This window comes from Amycolatopsis sp. cg5 (genome assembly GCF_041346955.1).
GTDB lineage: Bacteria > Actinomycetota > Actinomycetes > Mycobacteriales > Pseudonocardiaceae > Amycolatopsis.
The window spans coordinates 7,624,681-7,643,727 of sequence record NZ_CP166849.1 but is presented as its reverse complement, the minus strand read 5'-3'; the positions used below and the strand labels follow the sequence as shown (position 1 = coordinate 7,643,727).

21 protein-coding genes are annotated in these 19,047 nt (G+C 68.1%); 18 read left to right on the top strand and 3 right to left on the bottom strand.

Annotated features, from left to right (window positions below; genetic code table 11):
- The first annotated feature begins 63 nt into the window (after nt 1-63).
- Both AB5J62_RS34495 and AB5J62_RS34490 read left to right on the top strand, forming a co-directional pair.
- Complete coding sequence (locus tag AB5J62_RS34495) at nt 64-1,005, top strand: GlxA family transcriptional regulator (RefSeq protein ID WP_370944187.1); 942 nt, start codon at nt 64-66, stop codon at nt 1,003-1,005.
- Between the two features lie 11 nt (nt 1,006-1,016).
- A complete protein-coding gene (locus AB5J62_RS34490; protein WP_370944186.1) occupies nt 1,017-1,790 on the top strand; it encodes an enoyl-CoA hydratase-related protein in 774 nt (257 codons plus the stop codon).
- A gap of 31 nt (nt 1,791-1,821) precedes the next feature.
- Here the strand turns inward: AB5J62_RS34490 and AB5J62_RS34485 are convergent, their stop codons facing one another.
- The gene (locus AB5J62_RS34485; protein ID WP_370944185.1) at nt 1,822-2,370 is read right to left on the bottom strand and encodes an NUDIX domain-containing protein; all 549 of its coding nucleotides are present in this window, start codon (nt 2,368-2,370) and stop codon (nt 1,822-1,824) included.
- Between the two features lie 37 nt (nt 2,371-2,407).
- Between AB5J62_RS34485 and nucS the strand changes: the two genes are divergently transcribed.
- The 14 genes from nucS to AB5J62_RS34415 all read left to right on the top strand — a co-directional run bounded on the left by nucS (nt 2,408) and on the right by AB5J62_RS34415 (nt 15,845).
- A complete protein-coding gene (gene nucS, locus AB5J62_RS34480; RefSeq protein ID WP_370944184.1) occupies nt 2,408-3,067 on the top strand; it encodes an endonuclease NucS in 660 nt (219 codons plus the stop codon).
- Nucleotides 3,068-3,215: 148 nt separating this feature from the next.
- Nucleotides 3,216-3,863: a hypothetical protein gene (locus tag AB5J62_RS34475; protein WP_370944183.1), complete on the top strand. Its 648-nt coding sequence runs from the start codon at nt 3,216-3,218 to the stop codon at nt 3,861-3,863.
- A 62-nt stretch (nt 3,864-3,925) separates the two neighbouring features.
- Nucleotides 3,926-4,840, top strand: a complete 915-nt coding sequence (locus tag AB5J62_RS34470; protein WP_370944182.1) for a hypothetical protein — start codon at nt 3,926-3,928, stop codon at nt 4,838-4,840.
- Between the two features lie 416 nt (nt 4,841-5,256).
- On the top strand, nt 5,257-6,033 hold the full coding sequence (locus AB5J62_RS34465; protein WP_370944181.1) for a hypothetical protein: 777 nt from the start codon (nt 5,257-5,259) through the stop codon (nt 6,031-6,033).
- 56 nt (nt 6,034-6,089) lie between these two features.
- A complete protein-coding gene (locus AB5J62_RS34460) occupies nt 6,090-6,545 on the top strand; it encodes a hypothetical protein (protein ID WP_370944180.1) in 456 nt (151 codons plus the stop codon).
- Nucleotides 6,546-6,707: 162 nt separating this feature from the next.
- Nucleotides 6,708-8,405, top strand: a complete 1,698-nt coding sequence (locus tag AB5J62_RS34455; protein WP_370944179.1) for a sodium:solute symporter family protein — start codon at nt 6,708-6,710, stop codon at nt 8,403-8,405.
- A gap of 9 nt (nt 8,406-8,414) precedes the next feature.
- A complete protein-coding gene (locus AB5J62_RS34450) occupies nt 8,415-8,663 on the top strand; it encodes a hypothetical protein (protein ID WP_370944178.1) in 249 nt (82 codons plus the stop codon).
- Nucleotides 8,664-8,710: 47 nt separating this feature from the next.
- On the top strand, nt 8,711-9,691 hold the full coding sequence (locus tag AB5J62_RS34445; RefSeq protein ID WP_370944177.1) for a DUF3558 domain-containing protein: 981 nt from the start codon (nt 8,711-8,713) through the stop codon (nt 9,689-9,691).
- Between the two features lie 69 nt (nt 9,692-9,760).
- Complete coding sequence (gene dhaK / locus AB5J62_RS34440) at nt 9,761-10,762, top strand: dihydroxyacetone kinase subunit DhaK (RefSeq protein WP_370944176.1); 1,002 nt, start codon at nt 9,761-9,763, stop codon at nt 10,760-10,762.
- A gap of 2 nt (nt 10,763-10,764) precedes the next feature.
- On the top strand, nt 10,765-11,397 hold the full coding sequence (gene dhaL, locus AB5J62_RS34435) for a dihydroxyacetone kinase subunit DhaL (protein ID WP_370944175.1): 633 nt from the start codon (nt 10,765-10,767) through the stop codon (nt 11,395-11,397).
- Complete coding sequence (dhaM, locus tag AB5J62_RS34430) at nt 11,394-12,065, top strand: dihydroxyacetone kinase phosphoryl donor subunit DhaM (protein ID WP_370944174.1); 672 nt, start codon at nt 11,394-11,396, stop codon at nt 12,063-12,065. Before dhaL ends, dhaM begins: the two co-directional genes overlap by 4 nt.
- Nucleotides 12,062-12,976, top strand: coding sequence for a hypothetical protein (locus AB5J62_RS34425; protein WP_370944173.1), 915 nt, complete (start codon nt 12,062-12,064; stop codon nt 12,974-12,976). The genes dhaM and AB5J62_RS34425 overlap by 4 nt, the downstream gene beginning before the upstream one ends.
- A gap of 11 nt (nt 12,977-12,987) precedes the next feature.
- A complete protein-coding gene (locus tag AB5J62_RS34420; protein ID WP_370944172.1) occupies nt 12,988-13,968 on the top strand; it encodes a hypothetical protein in 981 nt (326 codons plus the stop codon).
- A 95-nt stretch (nt 13,969-14,063) separates the two neighbouring features.
- Nucleotides 14,064-15,845, top strand: a complete 1,782-nt coding sequence (locus tag AB5J62_RS34415; RefSeq protein WP_370944171.1) for a 3-hydroxyacyl-CoA dehydrogenase family protein — start codon at nt 14,064-14,066, stop codon at nt 15,843-15,845.
- Between the two features lie 80 nt (nt 15,846-15,925).
- Here AB5J62_RS34415 and AB5J62_RS34410 read toward each other — a convergent pair whose 3' ends face one another.
- A complete protein-coding gene (locus AB5J62_RS34410; protein ID WP_370944170.1) occupies nt 15,926-16,411 on the bottom strand; it encodes an Lrp/AsnC family transcriptional regulator in 486 nt (161 codons plus the stop codon).
- A gap of 58 nt (nt 16,412-16,469) precedes the next feature.
- Between AB5J62_RS34410 and AB5J62_RS34405 the strand changes: the two genes are divergently transcribed.
- Nucleotides 16,470-17,588, top strand: coding sequence for a PLP-dependent aspartate aminotransferase family protein (locus AB5J62_RS34405; protein ID WP_370944169.1), 1,119 nt, complete (start codon nt 16,470-16,472; stop codon nt 17,586-17,588).
- Here AB5J62_RS34405 and AB5J62_RS34400 read toward each other — a convergent pair.
- The gene (locus AB5J62_RS34400) at nt 17,585-17,809 is read right to left on the bottom strand and encodes a zinc ribbon domain-containing protein (protein WP_091289500.1); all 225 of its coding nucleotides are present in this window, start codon (nt 17,807-17,809) and stop codon (nt 17,585-17,587) included. The genes AB5J62_RS34405 and AB5J62_RS34400 overlap by 4 nt on opposite strands.
- A gap of 99 nt (nt 17,810-17,908) precedes the next feature.
- Here AB5J62_RS34400 and AB5J62_RS34395 point away from each other — a divergent pair, with 99 nt between their 5' ends.
- Nucleotides 17,909-18,982, top strand: coding sequence for an alkaline phosphatase family protein (locus tag AB5J62_RS34395; protein ID WP_370950411.1), 1,074 nt, complete (start codon nt 17,909-17,911; stop codon nt 18,980-18,982).
- Nucleotides 18,983-19,047 lie beyond the last annotated feature (65 nt).

The following is a 19,047-nucleotide window of genomic DNA, read 5'->3' as shown; positions in this document are numbered from 1 at the left end:
TCTGCGTGCCGGACCGCGGTTCGAGGGAGTGGCAAAGAACGCGCGATGCGGTACTTTTCTGCCATGCGCACCGTGGGTGTCCTCCTGCTGCCGGGCAGCCGCTCGTTCGACCTCGCCGTGATCGGGGAGGTCTGGGGCGTCGACCGCACCGACGACGGCATCGGCCCGTTCGAACTGCGCCTGTGCGCTGCCGGGCGCGCGCCGGTCGACCTGCACCCGGTCGGCAAAGTCGTTGCCACCCATGGGCTTTCCGGGCTCAAGGGCTGCGACCTCGTGCTCGTGGGCGGTCGCGCCGACCCGCTCGCGGCCGTCCCCGATGCGGCCGTCCGCGCGCTGCGGAGCGCGGAGCGGGTCGCCGCGCTGTGCTCCGGCGCGTTCACCCTCGCCGCCGCCGGGCTGCTCGACGGCCGCGCCGCCACCACGCACTGGCGCCTGCTCGACGACCTCGAACGCGTCGCGCCCGCCGCCGACGTCCGGCGCGACGTGCTGTTCACCGACGACGGCGACGTGCTCACCTCCGCGGGCGTCGTCGGCGGCCTCGATCTGTGCCTGCACCTGGTACGCCGGGACCACGGCGCGGACGTCACGGCCGCGCTCGCGAAACGCCTGGTCATGCCGCCCGCCAGGGAAGGCGGGCAACGGCAGTACGTGGACCCGCCGCTGCCGCCACGCCCGTCGCGCCCCGGCATCGCGTCCACAATGGACTGGGCGATGACCAGGCTGGGCACCGAGATCGGCGTCGACGACCTCGTCGCGCACGCCGGGATGAGCGCGCGGACATTCCACCGCGAGTTCACCGCCGCCGCGGGTACCACACCCGGCCGCTGGCTGCGGGTACAGCGCGTCCGGCACGCACAGCGGCTGCTCGAAGCCACCGACCTGCCGGTCGAGCGGGTCGCGCAGCGCTCGGGACTGGGCACCGCGGCGAACCTGCGCCGCCGGATGCACGCCGAACTCGGCGTCGGCCCGGATTCCTACCGCCGCACCTTCCGGCAAAGCGCGTAACGTCCCTGACCATGGCTGAGTACGAGCACATCCTCGTCAAGCGCGAGGACGACACCATCACCATCACGATGAACCGGGCCGCGCGCCGCAATTCGCTGTCCGACCAGCACCTGGCCGAGCTGCTCGTCGCGTTCCTGGAGGCGGGGGACTCGGACGCGACCGGCGTCGTGCTCGCCGGCGCCGGGCCGGTCTTCTCCGCCGGGCACGACTTCGCCGACGTCTCGTCACGCGACCTGATGGGCGTGCGCGAGCTGCTGCAGCTGTGCACCGAGCTGATGGCGACCATGAAGTCGATCCCGCAGGTCGTCATCGCCAGGGTGCACGGCCTCGCCACCGCGGCGGGCTGCCAGCTGGTCGCCTCGTGCGACCTCGCGGTCGCCGCCGAGTCGGCCGGTTTCGCGCTGCCCGGCGGCAAGGGGGGCTGGTTCTGCCACACGCCCGCGGTGCCCGTCGCCCGCGCGGTCGGCCGCAAGCGCCTGATGGAGCTCGCGCTCACCGGCGACGTCATCGACGCCGCGACCGCGCTCGACTGGGGCATTGTCAACCGCGTGGTCCCCGACGCCGACCTCGACACGGCCGTCGCCGACCTCCTCGCCCGCGCCACCAGGGGCAGCCGGGCGAGCAAGGCGCTGGGCAAGCAGACCCTCTACGCCCAGCTCGACCGCCCCGAAAAGGACGCGTACGCCGTCGCGCTCGAAGTGATGGCCGCCGCCTCCCAGCTCCCCGGAGCCCGCGAAGGCATGGCCGCCTTCCTCGAAAAGCGCGCCCCCGAATGGACTGACTGACCGGGATAAAGCCCGCTAAACTCCGCGAGGTTTAGCGGGCTTTATCCCGCTCGTAAAGCAGGAGATGCGCATACGCGGCGATCGACTGCGAGTCGGTGATCGTGCCGGTCGAGATCATCTTTTCGACCTCCGCGCGGCTGAACCAGGCGCTGCGCATGTCCTGTTCCTCGGTCTCACGCTCGGGCTCGCCCTCGGTGAGCTCGGTCGCGAGGAACACGCGTCCGCGCTGGCTGACGAACCCCGGCGCGCAGTCGATCAGCCCGATTTCGACCATGGAACCGGCCCGCAGCCCGGTTTCCTCGCGCAGTTCACGCGCGGCGAGTTCACCCGGTTCGGCGTCGGCCCGGTCCGGCGCGGTGCCCTGCGGGAATTCCCAGCGCCGCAGCCCCAGCGGATACCGGAACTGCTCGACCAGCCGGAACCGCTCGCCGTCGAACGGGACGACCAGCGCGTAGGCCGGTTTGTCGACCACGCCGTAGATCCCGGTCGAACCGTCCGGCCGCCGGACCTCGTCCTCGCGCACGATCATCCAGGCGTTGCGATACACCTCGCGTGAGCTCACGCTCTCAATGGGGTCCACCCGATCAGTATCTCCGGTGTTGTCCTACCCTCGGCGGGTGCGCCTCGTTCTCGCTCGCTGCCAGGTCGACTACGCCGGCCGTCTGACCGCCCACCTGCCCATGGCGAACAGGCTGCTGTTGGTCAAGTCGGACAACTCCGTGTCCGTGCATTCCGACGACCGCGCCTACAAGCCGCTGAACTGGATGACGCCGCCGTGCTGGCTCATCGAAGACGGCAAGACGTGGATCGTCGAGAACAAGGCGGGCGAGAAGCTCGTCATCACCATCGAAGAGATCTTCCACGAGCACAAGCAGGAACTCGGCGTCGAGCCCGGTCTTCAGAAGGACGGCGTCGAGGCGCACCTGCAGGAACTGCTCGCCGAGCACATCACCACCCTCGGCGAGGGCCACACCCTGGTCCGCCGCGAGTTCCCCACGGCCATCGGCCCGGTCGACATCATGGCCCGCGACGCCGACGGCCACAGCGTCGCCGTCGAGATCAAGCGCCGTGGCGAGATCGACGGCGTCGAGCAGCTCACCCGCTACCTAGAACTCCTCAACCGCGACCCCCTGCTCGCCCCGGTGCAGGGAGTCTTCGCGGCCCAGATCATCAAGCCGCAGGCCCGCACCCTCGCCGAGGACCGCGGCATCCGCTGCCTGACGCTGGACTACGACGCCCTCCGTGGCATCGAAAGCGACGAGTTCCGCCTGTTCTGACGCCCCGGTGGCACAGGCCACCGGCAAGAATTTCCGGCGCTCCCCGGTCGAAATTCCCCAAGCAACCACCGAACGCGGTACCGTTGGTGCACGTGCATCTGACACATGCATTTGCACGGTCGAACCCAGGGCGAGGGGAGATTTCGACATGACGGCTGAGCCTCCGCACCTGCCGCGCTACCGAGTCGTGCTGGCGCTGGACATCGAAGGCTCGACCGCGAGAACGAACCCCGCCAAGGCTGAACTCCGCCGCGTCATGTACGAGCTGCTCGAAGAGGCACTGCGCGCGGGCGGCATCACCGAGGCCCACCACGACGCACTGGTCGACCGCGGCGACGGCGTGCTCGTGCTGATCCGCCCCGTCGACGAGGTGCCGAAGACGGCCTTGCTCAACCCCGTCATCCCCACCCTGAGCAAGCTGCTGGCCGCCCACGACGCACTCCACCCCGACCACCGCTTCCGCCTACGCGCGGTCGTCCACGCCGGCGAGGTCCACCACGACGGCCACGGCAACTTCGGCGAAGCCCTCGACGTCGCCTTCCGTTTGCTGGACGCCCCCGCGGTCAAAGCGGCCTTGGAGCAGACCGACGCGCCGGTCGCCTTGGTGGTCTCCGACGACATCTACCGCTGCGTCGTGAAGCACGGCTACGAGGGCATCGACCTCCGCAGTTTCGACCCGCTCGTCACGCTCCAGCTCGCGGGCATCCAGCACCGCGGCTGGGTGCACATCCCCGATCAGAACGGACCCGAACGGGCCCAATGCAACGAGTACGCATCGAAAGTGAGCTTTCGGTAGCGTCGTAAACGCACCGGGCGACACCTTGGACTTGGGAGGAGTGAACCGAGGGGAGAAGGTCTGTGACGGCGGGCGGTGAATTCCGGAAAGCCTTGGTGAAGCGGCTTTTGTCGTTGATCATCGAGTTGGAGAATCTGGTACACCGGCACGGATATCTTCGCGTGTTCGCCGGCATCGTCCCGTTGCTCGGAATCGCCGGGCTGCTGGGGCAATTACTTGGGATCGCTTGGCTGCGTCTCACGGCGATGTCGATTATCGTACTTCTGCTCCTTTTGACGGCTGCTGTCGCCTTCGCCGGATCCGCGTCTTCGGGTTCGCGAGAACGCAAGAATCTGGTGCTGCTGCACGAATATGCGGACGCGCTGCGCGCGGTGTCACCCGCCGCCACCCGAGAGTGGCGTCAGGTTGTCACGATCGAGTCCGATGGCGCCGCGCATGTCAAGCGAGAGATCGTGGTGGACGCGATCTCGGATCGGGCGGCCAGGCATATCTATGAGAGCCTTGTCTACTATGGCAGTTCGCCGCTGAGTGAGCGAGACAAACGGCTGGTGACTTTCGAGGCTGTGCATGCTGGCGGTCTTGACCCCCGGGAGGGTACGCGGGCCAACGCGACTGCGGTCTGGACGACCACGGTGAGCGGAAGGCCAAAACTCGACGTGTATGTGCATCTGGGCGGTGTGGTCGAACAAGGAGATCGAGTTACCGTGCGGTGGCGCTGGCCCGGCTATTCGGCGGACCTGATGAACGGGTTGGACGCCGAGCGCTTTGACGTCATTTTCCGCGAGAAAGTAAGCCGATTCGAGCATGTGGTCATTTTTCGCGGGATGGCCGAAGAGCGCTCGTTCGTCGTGCGGAATCAAGGGGCGCCGAACTTCGTTCACGAAGTCGACGGTGCGGACTTGGTGGTGAGGTTCGCCCAGGTCGATCCTGCCGCTCGGCGCAAGCTTGGTTTTGTCGCTGATTTTCGCACGAAGTAGCTGCTTCCGCATGCGCGCTGATCGTGCTGGGCATCCTGTTCGATGCCTGCCGGTTCCACTTGCGGTGGCTGGCGCGCTCGGCTCGGTGGGTGATCGTTCCTCTGTGGATCCGAGACCGAATCGTTTCCTTTCCTCGTGTATTTAATGTGCTACCCGCGCCTCTCGTGATCGCGAGAAAGTAACGGATTAGCTTAGTTGAATGGTGCACGATCATTACTTTTCCCGAAAATCGATGCGCCATTCAGGTGAGATCCGAAGTCGGTCGTTGTGTGCTGTGTCACACTCGAATTCGAGGAGTCATGACGGCCGCCCGTCATGACTGAAGGGGTGGCACCCAGTCGCACGTCTCGCTGACGTACCAATGGTTTTCGTCCGCCTCCGTGCTCGCCCGCCGTAACGGGACAAGGAGGAATCCCATGCGTTATCGCCCGATGGACACCGATCCGGCCGACCCCAGACTCGGCCGTTTCATTCCGGATGACTGGCGCCACGTCGAGCGTTATCCGCTCACCGCGCTCGCGGCCGACGAACTGCCCGAGCGGGTGCCGGTCGTCATCGGCGTCAACTGGTACGCCGAATTCGACAAGCCCGAGCGTGATGCCGTTTCCGGTGAGTTCTTCGTCGCCAAGAAGGGCGCGAAGTCGCTCACCCGGATCCGCGGCGGGCACTGCGTCTGCCTGGAGCCGGGCGGCGAGCCGGACACCGACGGGCGGCAGAAGTTCTACGACCAGGGCCGTGAAGGTGCCTGTGTCGGGTTCGGCTGGTCGCGGGCCATGTCGATCTTCAACTCGGATCTCTACGCGGCGCGCTGGCTGTGGGACACGGCGAAGAAGCGCGACCAGTGGCCGGAGACGAACCCAGGCGACGACAACGGCACCTCGGTCCGCGCGGCCGCCGAGGCGCTCGTCGAGCTCGGGCACGTGGTCTGGAGCGACATGTACGTCGACGACGACTGGCAGAAGCGCGAGAAGTACACGCCCGACGTGAACAAGGGCCTCAAGGTCTTCCGCTGGGCCAAGAACGTCGAAGACGTCCACGCCGTGCTCGGCAACGAGCGCGCCGACAAGCTCGGCGCCGTGCCCTTCCTCAACTCGTGGGGAATGGGTTACCCGCACCGCACCTACCTGCCCGACGACGTGCTCGCCCGCCTGCTCGACGAGGAAGGCGAGATCGCCGTCCCGACCGACCGCTGAGCGCGGACCCGCCGCCGGGCAGGACTGTCCTGCCCGGCGGCGCTACGTTGAGAACCGTGGACTCGAACGGGCAAGCCGCCCGGTTCTTCACCGAATGCCGGAGCTGCGCTGTGCCCGCCGAAGGCTGGGCCGCTCAAGTCATCCGAGACGGCAGGCTCCGGTGGGAGGTCGATTGGCAATGTTCTGCCTGCGGGGTCGCCTCATGCGACTGGGGCTGGGGGCCTGCCGCGCCATGGGTGTGCGAGGAGCTTCTTAAGCAGCGTGGGTCGTATCGCCTCGAACTGGCCGATCCGGAGGTGCGAAGCGGGCATGTGCTGAAGGCATTCCGCGACGGGCTCGGGCTATCCCTGAGCGAGGCCCAGCAAGCCGCGCGCACGTTACGGCAGAGCGGCTACGAAGCGACCTATGTGGAAGCGAGCCTGCTTGCCGACTTGTTAAGCCAGGCGGGAGTCGAAAGCTCGCTAGCCTCGGTTGGCGAGGTGGACACGACATTTGTCATGGGAGAGCCGTGACAGAGGGCGGGCGGCTCAGCTCTCCCGGGTTCTGCCTCGTGCGGACGAACAAGACAGCCGACGGACTGTCACCCGGTCGGGCTGCCGTGCCTGAATCCATGCAGTAAGGTCCGCGATTAACGCGATACCAGCGTTTTTGGTGGACAACCGGAGGTGGCTCGAGTGCACGTCCTTGCGGAGGCGAATCTGCGGCTGGACGCGAGCGCGATCGACTACGTGCTGCTGGCGTTCTACTTCGTTCTCGTGCTGGGCATCGGCGCGCTGGCCAGGAGGCAGGTGTCGAGCAGTCTCGACTTCTTCCTCTCCGGCCGTTCGCTGCCCGCCTGGGTCACCGGTCTCGCGTTCATCTCGGCGAACCTCGGCGCGGTCGAGGTCATGGGCATGTCCGCCAACGGCGCCCAGTACGGGATGCCGACGTTCCACTACTTCTGGATCGGCGCGGTGCCGGCGATGCTGTTCCTCGGCATCGTGATGATGCCGTTCTACTACGGCTCGAAGGTGCGCAGCGTCCCCGAGTTCATGCGCCGCCGGTTCGGCAAGCCCGCGCACCTGGTCAACGGCATCAGCTTCGCCGCGGCACAGGTTCTCATCGCGGGTGCGAACCTGTTCCTGCTGGCCAGCGTGGTGAACCTGCTGCTCGGCTGGCCGCTCTGGGTTTCCATCGTCGCCGCCGCGTTCATCGTGCTGTCCTACACCGCGCTGGGCGGGCTCTCGGCCGCCATCTACAACGAGGTGCTGCAGTTCTTCGTGATCGTCGCCGCGCTGCTGCCGCTGACGATCGTCGGCCTGGTCAAGGTCGGCGGCTGGCAGGGCCTGGTCGACAAGGTCACCAACTCGCCCGGCGGCGCCGACCAGCTGCACTCGTGGCCCGGTGACAACCTCACCGGCTTCGGCAACAACTTCCTGTCCATCCTCGGCCTGGTCTTCGGTCTCGGGTTCGTGCTCTCGTTCGGGTACTGGACGACGAACTTCGTCGAGGTCCAGCGCGCGATGGCGTCGAAGAGCATGTCGGCGGCCCGCCGGACACCGATCATCGGCGCCTTCCCGAAGATGTTCATCCCGTTCATCGTGATCATCCCCGGCATGATCGCCGCGGTCAGCGTGTCCGAGTACGTCAAGGACAAGCAGGTGCTGCTCGACGGCGGCAAGGCCGAAAGCGGCGTCACCTTCAACAACGCGCTGCTGCTGCTCATGCGCGACCTGCTGCCGAACGGCATGCTCGGTGTCGCGATCGCCGGTCTGCTGGCGTCGTTCATGGCGGGCATGGCGGCGAACCTGTCCGCCTTCAACACGGTGTTCACCTATGACATCTGGCAGACCTACGTCAAGAAGGACAAGCCGGACTCCTACTACCTCAACCTCGGCCGGGTCGTCACCGCCGCCGCCACCGTGTTCGCGATCGGCACCGCGTTCATCGCGTCGAACTCCGCGAACATCCTGAACTACCTGCAGGACCTGTTCTCCTTCTTCAACGCGCCACTGTTCGCGACCTTCATCCTCGGCATGTTCTGGAAGCGGATGACGCCCGCCGCGGGCTGGGTCGGCCTCGTCGCCGGTACCGGGTCGGCCATCACGATCTGGGGGCTGTCGCAGGCCGAGGTGATCGGGCTGACGGGACAGGGCACCAGCTTCGTCGCCGCCGGTGTCGCGTTCACCGTCGACATCGTGGTGAGCGTGCTCGTCTCGATGGCCACCAAGCCGAAGCCGGACAGCGAACTCGTCGGGCTCGTCTATTCGCTGACGCCGAAGGACTCGCTCAAGCACGACGACACCGGCGAGAACTCCGGCTGGTACCGCAAGCCCGCGCTGCTCGCCGGCATCGTGCTGGTCATCACCATCGTCCTCAACATCGCCTTCTAGGAGGTAGCCATGTCTGCTCCCAAAAAGGCCGGTGCCTTCGACATCCGGCTGATCATCGCGTTGCTCACCGGCGTGTACGGGCTGGTGCTCACGATCATGGGGATCGGTTTCACCACCGACGCCGACCTGGCGAAGGCGGCCGGGGTGAACATCAACCTGTGGGCCGGGATCGGCATGCTGGTGTTCACCCTGCTCTTCGTGGTGTGGGCGAAGGTCAGGCCGATCGTGGTGACGCCGCCGGAAGAAGCGGGCGAATAACCGGGTTGTCCCAGCACGCCACCGATCAGCCCGCTACCGTGCTCCGCGTGCTACCTCGATACCGTCTCGCGTCCTTGACCAGCATCGTGCTCGGCGCCGTCCTGCTCGTGGCCGGCTGCGGCGCGGGCCTCGGCAAGGAGAACTTCGCGCGCACCACGATCCCCGCCGCGAGCGGGGATGGTGTGTCGACCGGCGAGATCACCGACAAGGCGGTGTCCGCCGACGCGCTGCGCGCGATCGACACGTGCAAGCTGATCGACAAGACGGCGCTCGCGGACCTGGGCACGGCGTCCGAGCCGAGGATGTCCGACCCTTCGGACTGCCGGAACGACGTCAAGGACGTCGGCGGCAAGAAGATCGACATCTCGATCGAGCTGGGCACGGCCATTCTCCAGGCGTCCAACCCCCAGGGCGTCGTCGCGGGGCTTCCGCAAGTGCTCAGGCCGGGTAAGGACGGCGCTCCGGAGTGCGCGCTCGGCGCGGTGACGTCCAAGCAGCTCGGGATCGGCATCTCGGTCAACGTCACCTACCAGGGCGGCGACGCGTGCAAGACCGCGACCGCGCTGATGGAGAAGGTGGTCAAGCGCCTGCGTGACGCGAACCCGCCCAAGTACACCGTGGCGAAGGGCTCACTGCTCACGGCGGACCCGTGCGCGAGCGTGGACGACGCGGTGATCAAGGAGCTCGCGCCCGCCGGCAACAAGGTGGTCGTCGACCTGCACCACTGCACCTGGAGCGGGAGCGGTCAGCGGCTGACGGTCGAGTACGACAGCGACGGCATGGCGCCCTCCGAGGGCAAGGGCTACGTCAAGGCCGACATCCCCGGGGTGACCGCGTTCCAGAAGCCCGAGACCGGCTCGGCGAAGTGCACCGTCAAGTGGACGCAGCTCCCGCTCGAAGGTGATCGGGTCGAGCTCGTCGCGGTGGGCTTCCAGAACGACCACGGCAAGGATCCGATCACGGACGGCTCCTGTGCCAAGGCGGTCAAGGCCGCGAAGACCGTCGTGCCGAAACTGCCGAAGCCGTAACGGGTTGTCGTCAGCTCCGCTGCGCGGTAGACAGGCTGTGCCCTGTCCGAAGATGCACGGAGGCAAGTCGTGAAGAAGATCATCAACGATCCGGCGGACGTGGTCGCGGAGTCACTGCGCGGGCTCGCGCTCGCCCACGGCGACGTGCTCCGCGTCCAGAAGGATCCGGCGCTGGTCGTCCGCGCTGACGCGCCGGTCGAGGGCAAGGTCGCGGTCATCTCCGGTGGCGGCTCCGGCCATGAGCCGCTGCACGGCGGTTTCGTCGGCACCGGGATGCTGCACGCCGCGGTGCCCGGCGCGGTGTTCACCTCGCCGACGCCGGACGCGGTCGAAGCCGCCGTCGCGGCCACCGCCGGTCCGGCGGGCGCGCTGCTGATCGTCAAGAACTACACCGGTGACGTGCTGAACTTCGAGACCGCGGCCGAGCTGGCCGAGGCCGAGGGCACCCCGGTACGCAGTGTGGTGATCGACGACGACGTCGCGGTCAAGGACTCGACGTACACCGCGGGCCGCCGCGGCGTCGGCGGCACCGTGTTGCTGGAGAAGATCACCGGCGCGGCCGCCGAACGCGGCGACTCGCTCGACGACGTGGAAGCGTTGGCGCGCAAGGTGATCGGCCAGGTCCGCTCGATCGGCGTGGCGCTCACCGCACCGACTGTGCCGCACGCGGGCACGCCCAGCTTCGAGCTGGCCGACGACGAGATCGAGTTCGGCATCGGCATCCACGGCGAGCCGGGGCGCGAGCGGATACCACTCGAGCCCGCCGACGCGCTCGTCGCGCGGCTGGTCACGGCCGTCGTCGAAGACCTGCCGTTCGCCTCGGGCGACGAGGTGCTGCTGTTCACCAACTCGATGGGCGGCACGCCGCTGGTCGAGCTCTACCTCGCGCACGGCATCGCCGAAAAGCTCCTCGCGGAGCGCGGGATCACCGTCACGCGCAGACTGGTGGGACCGTACATCACCAGTCTCGAAATGCAGGGGATCAGCTTGACACTGTTGAAGCTCGACGACGACCTCACCGTGCTCTGGGACGCACCGGTCAACACGCCGGCGCTGCGCTGGGGGATCTGACCATGGGTTGTGGAGCCGAAGGCGTGACGAAGGCGGTGCTCGCGGCGGCAGGCGTGGTCGCCGAGCACCGGACGGAACTGATCGAGCTCGACCGGGCGATCGGCGACGCCGACCACGGCGAGAACATGAACCGCGGGTTCACCGTGGTCGTCGCCGCGCTCGCGGACGCCGCACCGGCAACCCCGGGCGAGGTGCTGAAGATCGCGGCCAAGACGCTGATCTCGAAGGTCGGTGGTGCGGCGGGGCCGTTGTACGGCACGGCCTTTCTGCGCGCCGCGACGAAGGCGGCTGATCAGTCCGAAGTGGACGTTCAAGGTGCCGTCGAGCTGCTGCGCGCTGCGCTGGAAGGCGTGCAGGCGAGAGGCAAGGCCGAGGTCGGCGACGCGACGATAGTCGACGCGCTGACTCCCGCCGTGGCCGCGGCCGAAGCCGCCGCGGCCCAGGAAGGCGCGGACCTCGCGGCCGTGCTGACCGCGGCAGCCGACGCCGCCGACCGGGGCGCCGAGTCCACAGTGGACCTCGTGCCCCGTAAGGGCAGGGCCTCGTACCTGGGTGAGCGGGCCGTCGGGCACATGGACCCCGGCGCGCGATCGACCGCGTTGATCCTGCGAGCCTTCGCGGAGGCGGCACGGTGACCGTCGGCCTGGTTCTCGTTTCACACAGCGCGAAACTCGCCGAAGGCCTAGCCGAGCTGGCCGCGCAGATGGCACCCGACGTGGCGATCGTCCCCGCGGGCGGGCTCGAAGACGGCAGCATCGGCACCGACTACGACGAAGTGGTCGCCGCCGCGCAGCGTGCCGACTCCGGCGACGGCGTGGTGCTGCTCTACGACCTCGGCAGCGCGCAGATGACGGCCGAACTCGCCGTCGAATCCATGCCCAACCCGTCGACCGCGCTCGTCGCCGACGCCCCACTCGTCGAAGGCGCGGTGGCCGCCGCCGTCGCCGCGCAGGGCGGCGTCTCGGTTTCGGACGTCGCGGGCGCCGCCGCGGCCGCCGGCGCGCCCCCCGACTTCGACGAGCTCCCGGAGGCCGACGGCGACCTCGTCGTCGAACTGCGGCTGCGCAACGACGTCGGCCTGCACGCCAGGCCCGCGGCGCTGCTCGCGCGCAGCATCGCGGACCTCGACGCGGAGGTCAGCGTCCGGCTCGGCGACCAGGAAGCCGACGCGCACAGCGTGCTCGCGCTCATGTCGCTCGGCGCACGCCAGGACGACCGGATCGTCGTGCGCGCGCGAGGCGCCCAGGCGGCCGACGCCGTCGCGAAGGTCAAGAGCCTGGTGGAAGGCAACTTCGGGGAATGAGACTGTTCGCGGTGCTCGCCGCCGTGCTGACGCTGGCGGGGTGCACCGCGACGGTCCCTGAAGGTCCCGAACGGACCCCGGACTATCTGCAACTGGCCGGGCATGCCGTTTTCGGTGACTTCAACACCGTCGACTACTGCAGCCTGCTCGATCCGGCCTCGGCGACCAAACATGGCGGCACGGAGCCGACCAAGGGGCTCTCGTCGTTCGACTACTGCTCGCTGCTCGTCAAGGTCGGCGGCAAAGAGGTGACCGTCGAGGTCGGTTATCTCGCTACCAAGGAGTCTCGCCGAGTAGGCGACCGCGTCCCCGACGAAAACAAGAAACTCCCGCATGGCCTCGTCGCCGAGCGTGGCACCACGCCTGGTGAAAGCGATTGCGCGTACTACCTGAGGTTCATCGATCAGGTCACCGTGCGCGCGACCGCGAGCCGGTACGCGGCCGACGGCGTGCCGAAGCAGGTGCTGTGTGAGATCAGCGCCGACGTGCTGGACGGGATCATCGCATCGGTCTCGGCGAACCAGGTCCGGCACCGGATCTTCCGCACGGGTTCGCTCGGCACGGCCGACGCTTGCGCGCTGCTCGACGACGCGCGGGTGAGCTCGGAGATCGGCACGACGACGACGAGATCAGTGCTCGCGTCGAAACACCGCTGTGAGTGGGTCGCGCCTGGCGGGTCGTCGGTGTTGCTGAATTTCGTCAACGACGTGCTGCCGCCGGACGCGGCGGAGGTCACCCCGTATCCGCCCAAGCTCTGCAAGGTCCAGAAGGTGCTCGGCCCCGCGCCCGACGCGAAGGTGGGCGAAGTCGAATTCGCTTCGCTGACGGTCAACTCGATGACCGACAAGGAGCCGTGCGCGGTGGCCAGCGCGCTCGCCGCGGCCGCTTGGCCGAAGCTGCCCGCGGCGTAAACTTGGCGCGTATGGGGGGAACAAGACTTTTCGCGGCGTTGACCGCCGTCGTGCTTCTGGTGGCCGGCTGCACAGCACCGATTCAAGGCGCGGCATCGCCGGATGGCGCAGCCGCCACGAAGCAGAACTCGCCGCTTACCTTGCAGGAGGCGCTGGGCGATCCGGTGACCGTCGATTTCTGCAGCATGCTGGACTTCGCCGAGATCGGTAAGACGCACAAGGTCATCGGTGAGCCCCAGCGATCGATGGATCGCTGCGAGTTCACGACCAACGTGGGCGGATCGACCGCGCACATCATGTTCGGCACGCCACGCGACCACGCCGCGGATCGGCTGGGCGGCATGATGGCCGAGCCGGACGCCGGGTTGCCGCGCGGCCTGCGGCTCTTCCGCACCGAGCTGGCGGGCAGGCCGTGGCTCTATCTCCGCTTCGCGGACGACACCACGCTCCAGGTGGTCGGTTTCGTCGAGTCGCGCGATCCGAAGACCGAGACCGATCTGGTGCCGGAGCTGGCCGAGGCCGAATCGAAGGTGCTGCCGGGAGTGCTGCGTGCGCTGCGGTCGCCGTCGAACGTCCGGCACGTGTCGTATCCAGAGAAGTCTTTCGGCCATGTCGACGCCTGCCGGGCGGTTCTGACAGACGCGCAGGTCAACGCGGAGACAGGTAAGACGTTCGCCGGGATCGGCCCGCTGGGCAGGCACGACTGTCATTGGGGCGAGCCATGGAACGGCCCGTTCGACGTGTCAGTGGAATTCGACACCGGCAAGCCGCTCGAACTCCGTGCGGGTGCCACCGAGGAGACCATCGGCGGCAGGCGCTCGATCGTCGAAGGTGGCGACGGCTACTGCTCGGTGTACACAGGCCACCTCCCGGTACGGGACGGCCGCGCCGGTGACATCGAACAGGTGACGTTGTACGTCTCCTCGCCGAAGGGCTGCGACCTCGCGCGCACACTGGCGAACGCCGCTTGGCCGAAGCTGCCCGCGGCGTGAGTTAGGTCGTTCTGACTCGATTCCGACAGGCTTCGGGCGGTCTCGCATGGCACTATCAGGAGAAACTACCAGCGAGTAACCACCGGAGGCCGGTTGTGGCACGGGAAATCGCGAGTGTGGGAGTGATCGGTCTCGGCACCATGGGTGCCGGGATCGCCGAGGTCCTGGCCAGGAGCGGGGTGCCGGTAGTCGCCGTCGAAATCGACGACGAGGGTGTCCAGCGGGGGCGTGGGCACCTGGAGCACTCCACCGAGCGAGCGCTGAGCGGTGGCAAGCTGGATCAGGCGTCGCGCGTGGAACTGCTCGATCGGGTGCGGTACACGACCTCGCTGTCGGATCTGTCCGATGTGGACCTGGTGATCGAGGCCATCCCGGAGAGCTTCGACGCCAAGGCCGACCTGTTCATCCAGCTGGACAAGATCACCGGCCCCGACACGATCTTCGTGTCCAACACCTCGTCGCTGTCGATCACCGAGATCGGCGTGCACACCTCGCGGCCCGGCAAGGTCGTCGGGATGCACTTCTTCAACCCGGCCCCGGTGCTGAAGCTGGTCGAGATCGTCCGCAGCGTGGTCACCGAGCCCGATGTGGTCGCCGACGTGGTGGCGTTCGCCGAGAAGCTGGGCAAAACGCCGGTGGTGATCGGTGATCGCGCCGGGTTCATCGCCAACGCGCTGCTGTTCGGTTATCTCAACCACGCGGTCCGGATGTACGAGCAGCGCTACGCCACCCGCGAGGATCTCGACGCCGCGATGCGGTTCGGCTGCGGCTATCCGATGGGGCCGTTGGCGCTGCTGGATTTGATCGGCCTGGACACCGCGTACGAGATCCTCGACACGATGTACCACCAGTCGCGCAATCGTTTGCACGCCCCGGCGCCGCTGCTGAAGCAGATGATCACCGCCGGCCTGCTCGGCCGGAAGTCCGGGCGTGGTTTTTACAGCTACGACGGCGTCGACTCGCCCAACGTGGTCACCGACGGCGAAACGCCATCGTCCACTGTGGATTCCTCGGTGGTCCGCCCGGTGCACAAGGTCGGCGTGGTCGGCACCGGCACGATGGCCACCGGCATCGTCGAGGTCTTCGCCAAGCGCGGCTTCGAAGTCATCCTGCGGGCCCGTAGCGCGGACAAGGCGGCGGCTTCCGTCGCGCGGGTGAAGAAGTCGCTGGACAAGGCCGTGGTGAAGGGCAAGCTGTCCGAAGAGGACGCCGCGGCGGCGTTGTCGCGGATCACGCCTGCGGTCGAGTTCGAGGAACTGGCGGACGTCGACCTGGTGGTCGAGGCCGTCGCCGAGGAACTCGCGATCAAGCAGGCCGTGTTCGCCGCGCTCGACGATGTCGTGAAGCCGGGCGCGATCCTGGCGACGACCACGTCGTCGTTGCCGGTCATCGAATGCGCCGCCGCGACCGCCCGGCCGTCCGATGTGGTCGGCCTGCACTTCTTCAACCCGGCCCCGGTGATGAAACTGGTCGAGATCGTGTCGACGATTTCGACCGCGCCCGACGTACTCGCCACCGTGCAGGCGCTGTGCGGCTCACTCGGCAAGCATCCGGTGCGCTGCGGCGACCGGGCGGGTTTCATCGTCAACGCGCTGCTGTTCCCGTACTTGAACGACGCGGTGAAGATGCTGGAGGCGCATTACGCGGCGGCCGAGGACATCGACACGGCCATGAAGGTCGGCTGCGGCCTGCCGATGGGACCGTTCGAGTTGCTGGACGTCGTCGGCCTCGACGTGTCGCTCGCGATCCAGCGCACCCTGTTCAACGAATTCCGCGAGGAAGGTTTCGCGCCCGCGCCCTTGCTGGAGCACCTGGTGACCGCCGGACGGCTCGGCCGCAAGACCGGCAAGGGCTTCAAGGACTACACGGCGCGCTGAGCCGGCCCCGCCGAACCGGTATAAAGCCCGCTTTACTCCGCGGAGTAAAGCGGGCTTTATCGCGCGTGGTTCAGCCCGCTTTACTCCGCGTCTGCCGCGGGCGGAAGCAGCGGCCCGCCTGCCCAGTGCTGGAAGACGAGGTTCGTGTGGACGCGGGCGACTTCGTCGCGCGCCGTGAGTTCGTCGAGGACCAGGCGCTGGAGGTCGCCCGCCGAGGTGGTGGCGACGTGCGCGAGGAAGTCGTCGGGACCGGTGAGGTGGTAGACGGCGCGGACCTCGGGCTGGGCCAGCAGGTGCTCGATGAACGGGTCGACCAGCGGGCGGCGGTGCGGCCGGACCTGGACGAACAGGAAAGCCTCCAGCGGGCGCCCGAGTTTCGCGGCGTCCACGGTGGCGCGCTGGCCGGTGATCACGCCCGTGGCACGCAGGCGGTTGACACGGTCGAGACAGGTCGAAGGCGCGATGCCGACGGCGGCCGCGAGCTCCTTGTTCGTGACCCGCGAATCGTTCTGCAGGATGCGCAAGATCTCAAGATCAACCGTACTCAGTTCGACAGAAGCTGTCATCTGCGAATTATATCCGAGCGCGTTGCGCGAGATCCGGCGAAAGAGCGACGCTCTGCGTATGACCTCAGCGATGCGGACCCGCGCCGTGCATGCCGGACGTGACGACCTCACCGACCTCGGCCTGCACGCTGCCCCTCTCGACCTGTCCACGACCTACCCGTCCCGCGACAGCGCCGACGAGGCGCGCAGGCTGGACGTGTTCGCCACCGGTGCGCTCGACCCGGGCACCCCGGTCTACGGCCGGATCTCCAACCCCACCGTCGAGCGGTTCGAGCAGGCCATCGCCGAACTCGAAGGGTTCGAGCACGCTGTCGCCTTCGCGAGCGGGATGGCCGCGGTGTCGGCGAGCCTGCTCGTGGCCGTGGCGCAGGGCAAGCGGCACGTGGTCGCGGTGCGCCCGGTTTACGGCTGCACGGACCACATCCTGACCTCGGGGCTGCTCGGCACCGAGGTCACCTGGGCCTCGCCGGAGACTCTCGCGAGTGCTCTCCGGCCGGACACCGGTCTCGTTTTCGTCGAGACACCGGCGAACCCGACGTTGAGCGAGGTCGACATCGCCGAGCTCGCCGCGGTCTGCGGCGACGTGCCGCTGCTGGTCGACAACACGTTCGCGACACCGGTGCTGCAGCGCCCCGGCAGGCTCGGCGCGAGCCTGGTGCTGCACAGCGCGACCAAGTTCCTCGGCGGCCACGGTGACGTCATGGGCGGCGTCGTCGCTTGCGGCGCCGAGGAAGCCGCGCGTCTGCGTCAGATTCGCTTTGCCACCGGCGGGATCCTGCACCCGCTGGCCGCGTACATGTTGCTGCGCGGGCTTTCCACGCTGCCGCTGCGCGTGACGGCAGCTTCGGCGACCGCGGCCGTGCTGGTCGAACGGCTCCGTGAGCACCCGGGTGTCCGTGCCGTGCACTACCCGGGCATCGGCGGGCCGCTGGTCGCGTTCGAGGTGGAGGGCGACCCGCACGCGGTCATCGCCGCGGTCCGGTTGATCACGCCCGCCGTGAGCCTGGGCAGCGTCGACACGCTGATTCAGCACCCGGCGTCGATCAGCCACCGCATCGTCGAAGAGGGCGACCGCCACGGCGCGGGTGTCACCGACAACCTGCTCCGGATGTCGGTCGGCCTCGAAGACGTCGAGGACCTTTGGCACGACCTCGACCAGGCGCTGAAGGCGAGCTAGCCGCAGCACCCGCCGCCGCAGCAGCCCCCGCCCCCACCCGAGGGCGCGGGGGCGCTCGCACCGGAACCGGAACCCGAGCCGGTGAGCGCGACGGTGGTGAGCAGCTTGACCGTGTCCTGGTGCCCGTCCGGGCAGGTGGCCGGGGTGCCGGACTCGCTCATCGGGCGCATCAGGTCGAAGGTGCCGCCACATTCACGGCAGCGATAAGCGTAAGTCGGCATACCCGGATTATCGCCGTACCGGGCCCCGGGTGGGAAGCTGGCCCGGTGCACCTGCCGCTACCCGACGACCGCCCGCATCTGAGCCAGGTCGTCCCGTCGATGCTCGCCGCGCTCGGCGTCGACGGCTTCGCCAACACCCTCGAGTTCCCGGCCGTCGCCCGCGCCTGCGTACTCCTCATCGACGGCCTCGGCTGGGAGCTGCTCGCCGAGCACGCCGACTGCGCGCCTGTGCTGACCGAGCTGGTGAACCGCCCGCTGCGGGTCGGGTTCCCGTCCACCACCGCAGCCGGGGTGGCCGCGATCGGCACCGGTGTCGCCTCGGGCGAGCACGGGATGGCCGGCTACACCTTCGAGGTGCCGGGCGCCGGCGTGCTGAACGCACTGCGCTGGACCAGCCACGCCGACGGTTCGAACCTGCTGGGCGTGCTCGTGCCCGAGGAGGTGCAGCCGCTGCCGACGACCTTCGAGCGCGCGGCCAAGGCCGGGGTCACCACGAGCGTCGTCAACTATGCGCAGTTCAAACGCTCGGGCTTGACCAGGGCGGTGCAGCGCGGCGGCCAGTACGTGGGCGTCCGCGCGTTCGGCGACCTCACCGCACAGACCGTGCGCGCGATGGAGGCGAAGCCGAGCTTCTGCTACGCCTACCACAGCGAACTCGACATGCTCGGCCACGTTTACGGCCCCGGCTCGACCGCGTGGCGGATGCAGCTGCGCCACGTCGACCGGCTCGTCGAGTCGATCGTCGAGAACCTGCCACCCGGTGGAATGCTCGCCGTCGTCGCCGACCACGGGATGGTGACCGTCGAGGACGCCCTCGACGTCGAAGCGACCCCCGACCTCCTCGAAGGCGTCCGCGCCGTCGGCGGCGAGGTGCGCGCGCGTCACGTCTACACCGAAGACGGCGCCCAAGCCGACGTGCTCGCCGCTTGGCGCGCCGTGATCGGCGAACGTGCCTGGATCCTGTCCCGAGACGAGGCGATCGCGGCAGGCTGGTTCGGCCCACACGTCAACGATTGGGTGCGCCCACGGATCGGCGACGTCGTGGCTGCGGCACGAGACGGCTTCGGCATGAAGCTGGAGATGGCGGAGGCCGTCGAGTCTTCGCTGGTGGGTCAGCATGGCTCGTTGACCACAGCCGAGCAGCACGTCCCGCTCGCCCTCGCGTTCTCCTGAGTTTCGTGAATCCCGCCCGCTGAGAAAGGAACTTTCTTACCGAACGGCCCGACCACTCCTGCGCA

What these genes read in the sequence shown, in the direction of transcription:
- AB5J62_RS34420 (WP_370944172.1), top strand. Translation starts at nt 12,988, where the DNA reads ATGGGGGGAACAAGACTTTTCGCGGCGTTGACCGCCGTCGTGCTTCTG.
- AB5J62_RS34495 (WP_370944187.1), top strand. Translation starts at nt 64, where the DNA reads ATGCGCACCGTGGGTGTCCTCCTGCTGCCGGGCAGCCGCTCGTTCGAC.
- AB5J62_RS34400 (WP_091289500.1), bottom strand. Translation starts at nt 17,809, where the DNA reads ATGCCGACTTACGCTTATCGCTGCCGTGAATGTGGCGGCACCTTCGAC.
- AB5J62_RS34490 (WP_370944186.1), top strand. Translation starts at nt 1,017, where the DNA reads ATGGCTGAGTACGAGCACATCCTCGTCAAGCGCGAGGACGACACCATC.
- AB5J62_RS34395 (WP_370950411.1), top strand. Translation starts at nt 17,909, where the DNA reads ATGCTCGCCGCGCTCGGCGTCGACGGCTTCGCCAACACCCTCGAGTTC.
- AB5J62_RS34450 (WP_370944178.1), top strand. Translation starts at nt 8,415, where the DNA reads ATGTCTGCTCCCAAAAAGGCCGGTGCCTTCGACATCCGGCTGATCATC.
- AB5J62_RS34410 (WP_370944170.1), bottom strand. Translation starts at nt 16,411, where the DNA reads ATGACAGCTTCTGTCGAACTGAGTACGGTTGATCTTGAGATCTTGCGC.
- AB5J62_RS34475 (WP_370944183.1), top strand. Translation starts at nt 3,216, where the DNA reads ATGACGGCTGAGCCTCCGCACCTGCCGCGCTACCGAGTCGTGCTGGCG.
- AB5J62_RS34405 (WP_370944169.1), top strand. Translation starts at nt 16,470, where the DNA reads ATGACCTCAGCGATGCGGACCCGCGCCGTGCATGCCGGACGTGACGAC.
- AB5J62_RS34465 (WP_370944181.1), top strand. Translation starts at nt 5,257, where the DNA reads ATGCGTTATCGCCCGATGGACACCGATCCGGCCGACCCCAGACTCGGC.
- dhaL (WP_370944175.1), top strand. Translation starts at nt 10,765, where the DNA reads ATGGGTTGTGGAGCCGAAGGCGTGACGAAGGCGGTGCTCGCGGCGGCA.
- AB5J62_RS34425 (WP_370944173.1), top strand. Translation starts at nt 12,062, where the DNA reads ATGAGACTGTTCGCGGTGCTCGCCGCCGTGCTGACGCTGGCGGGGTGC.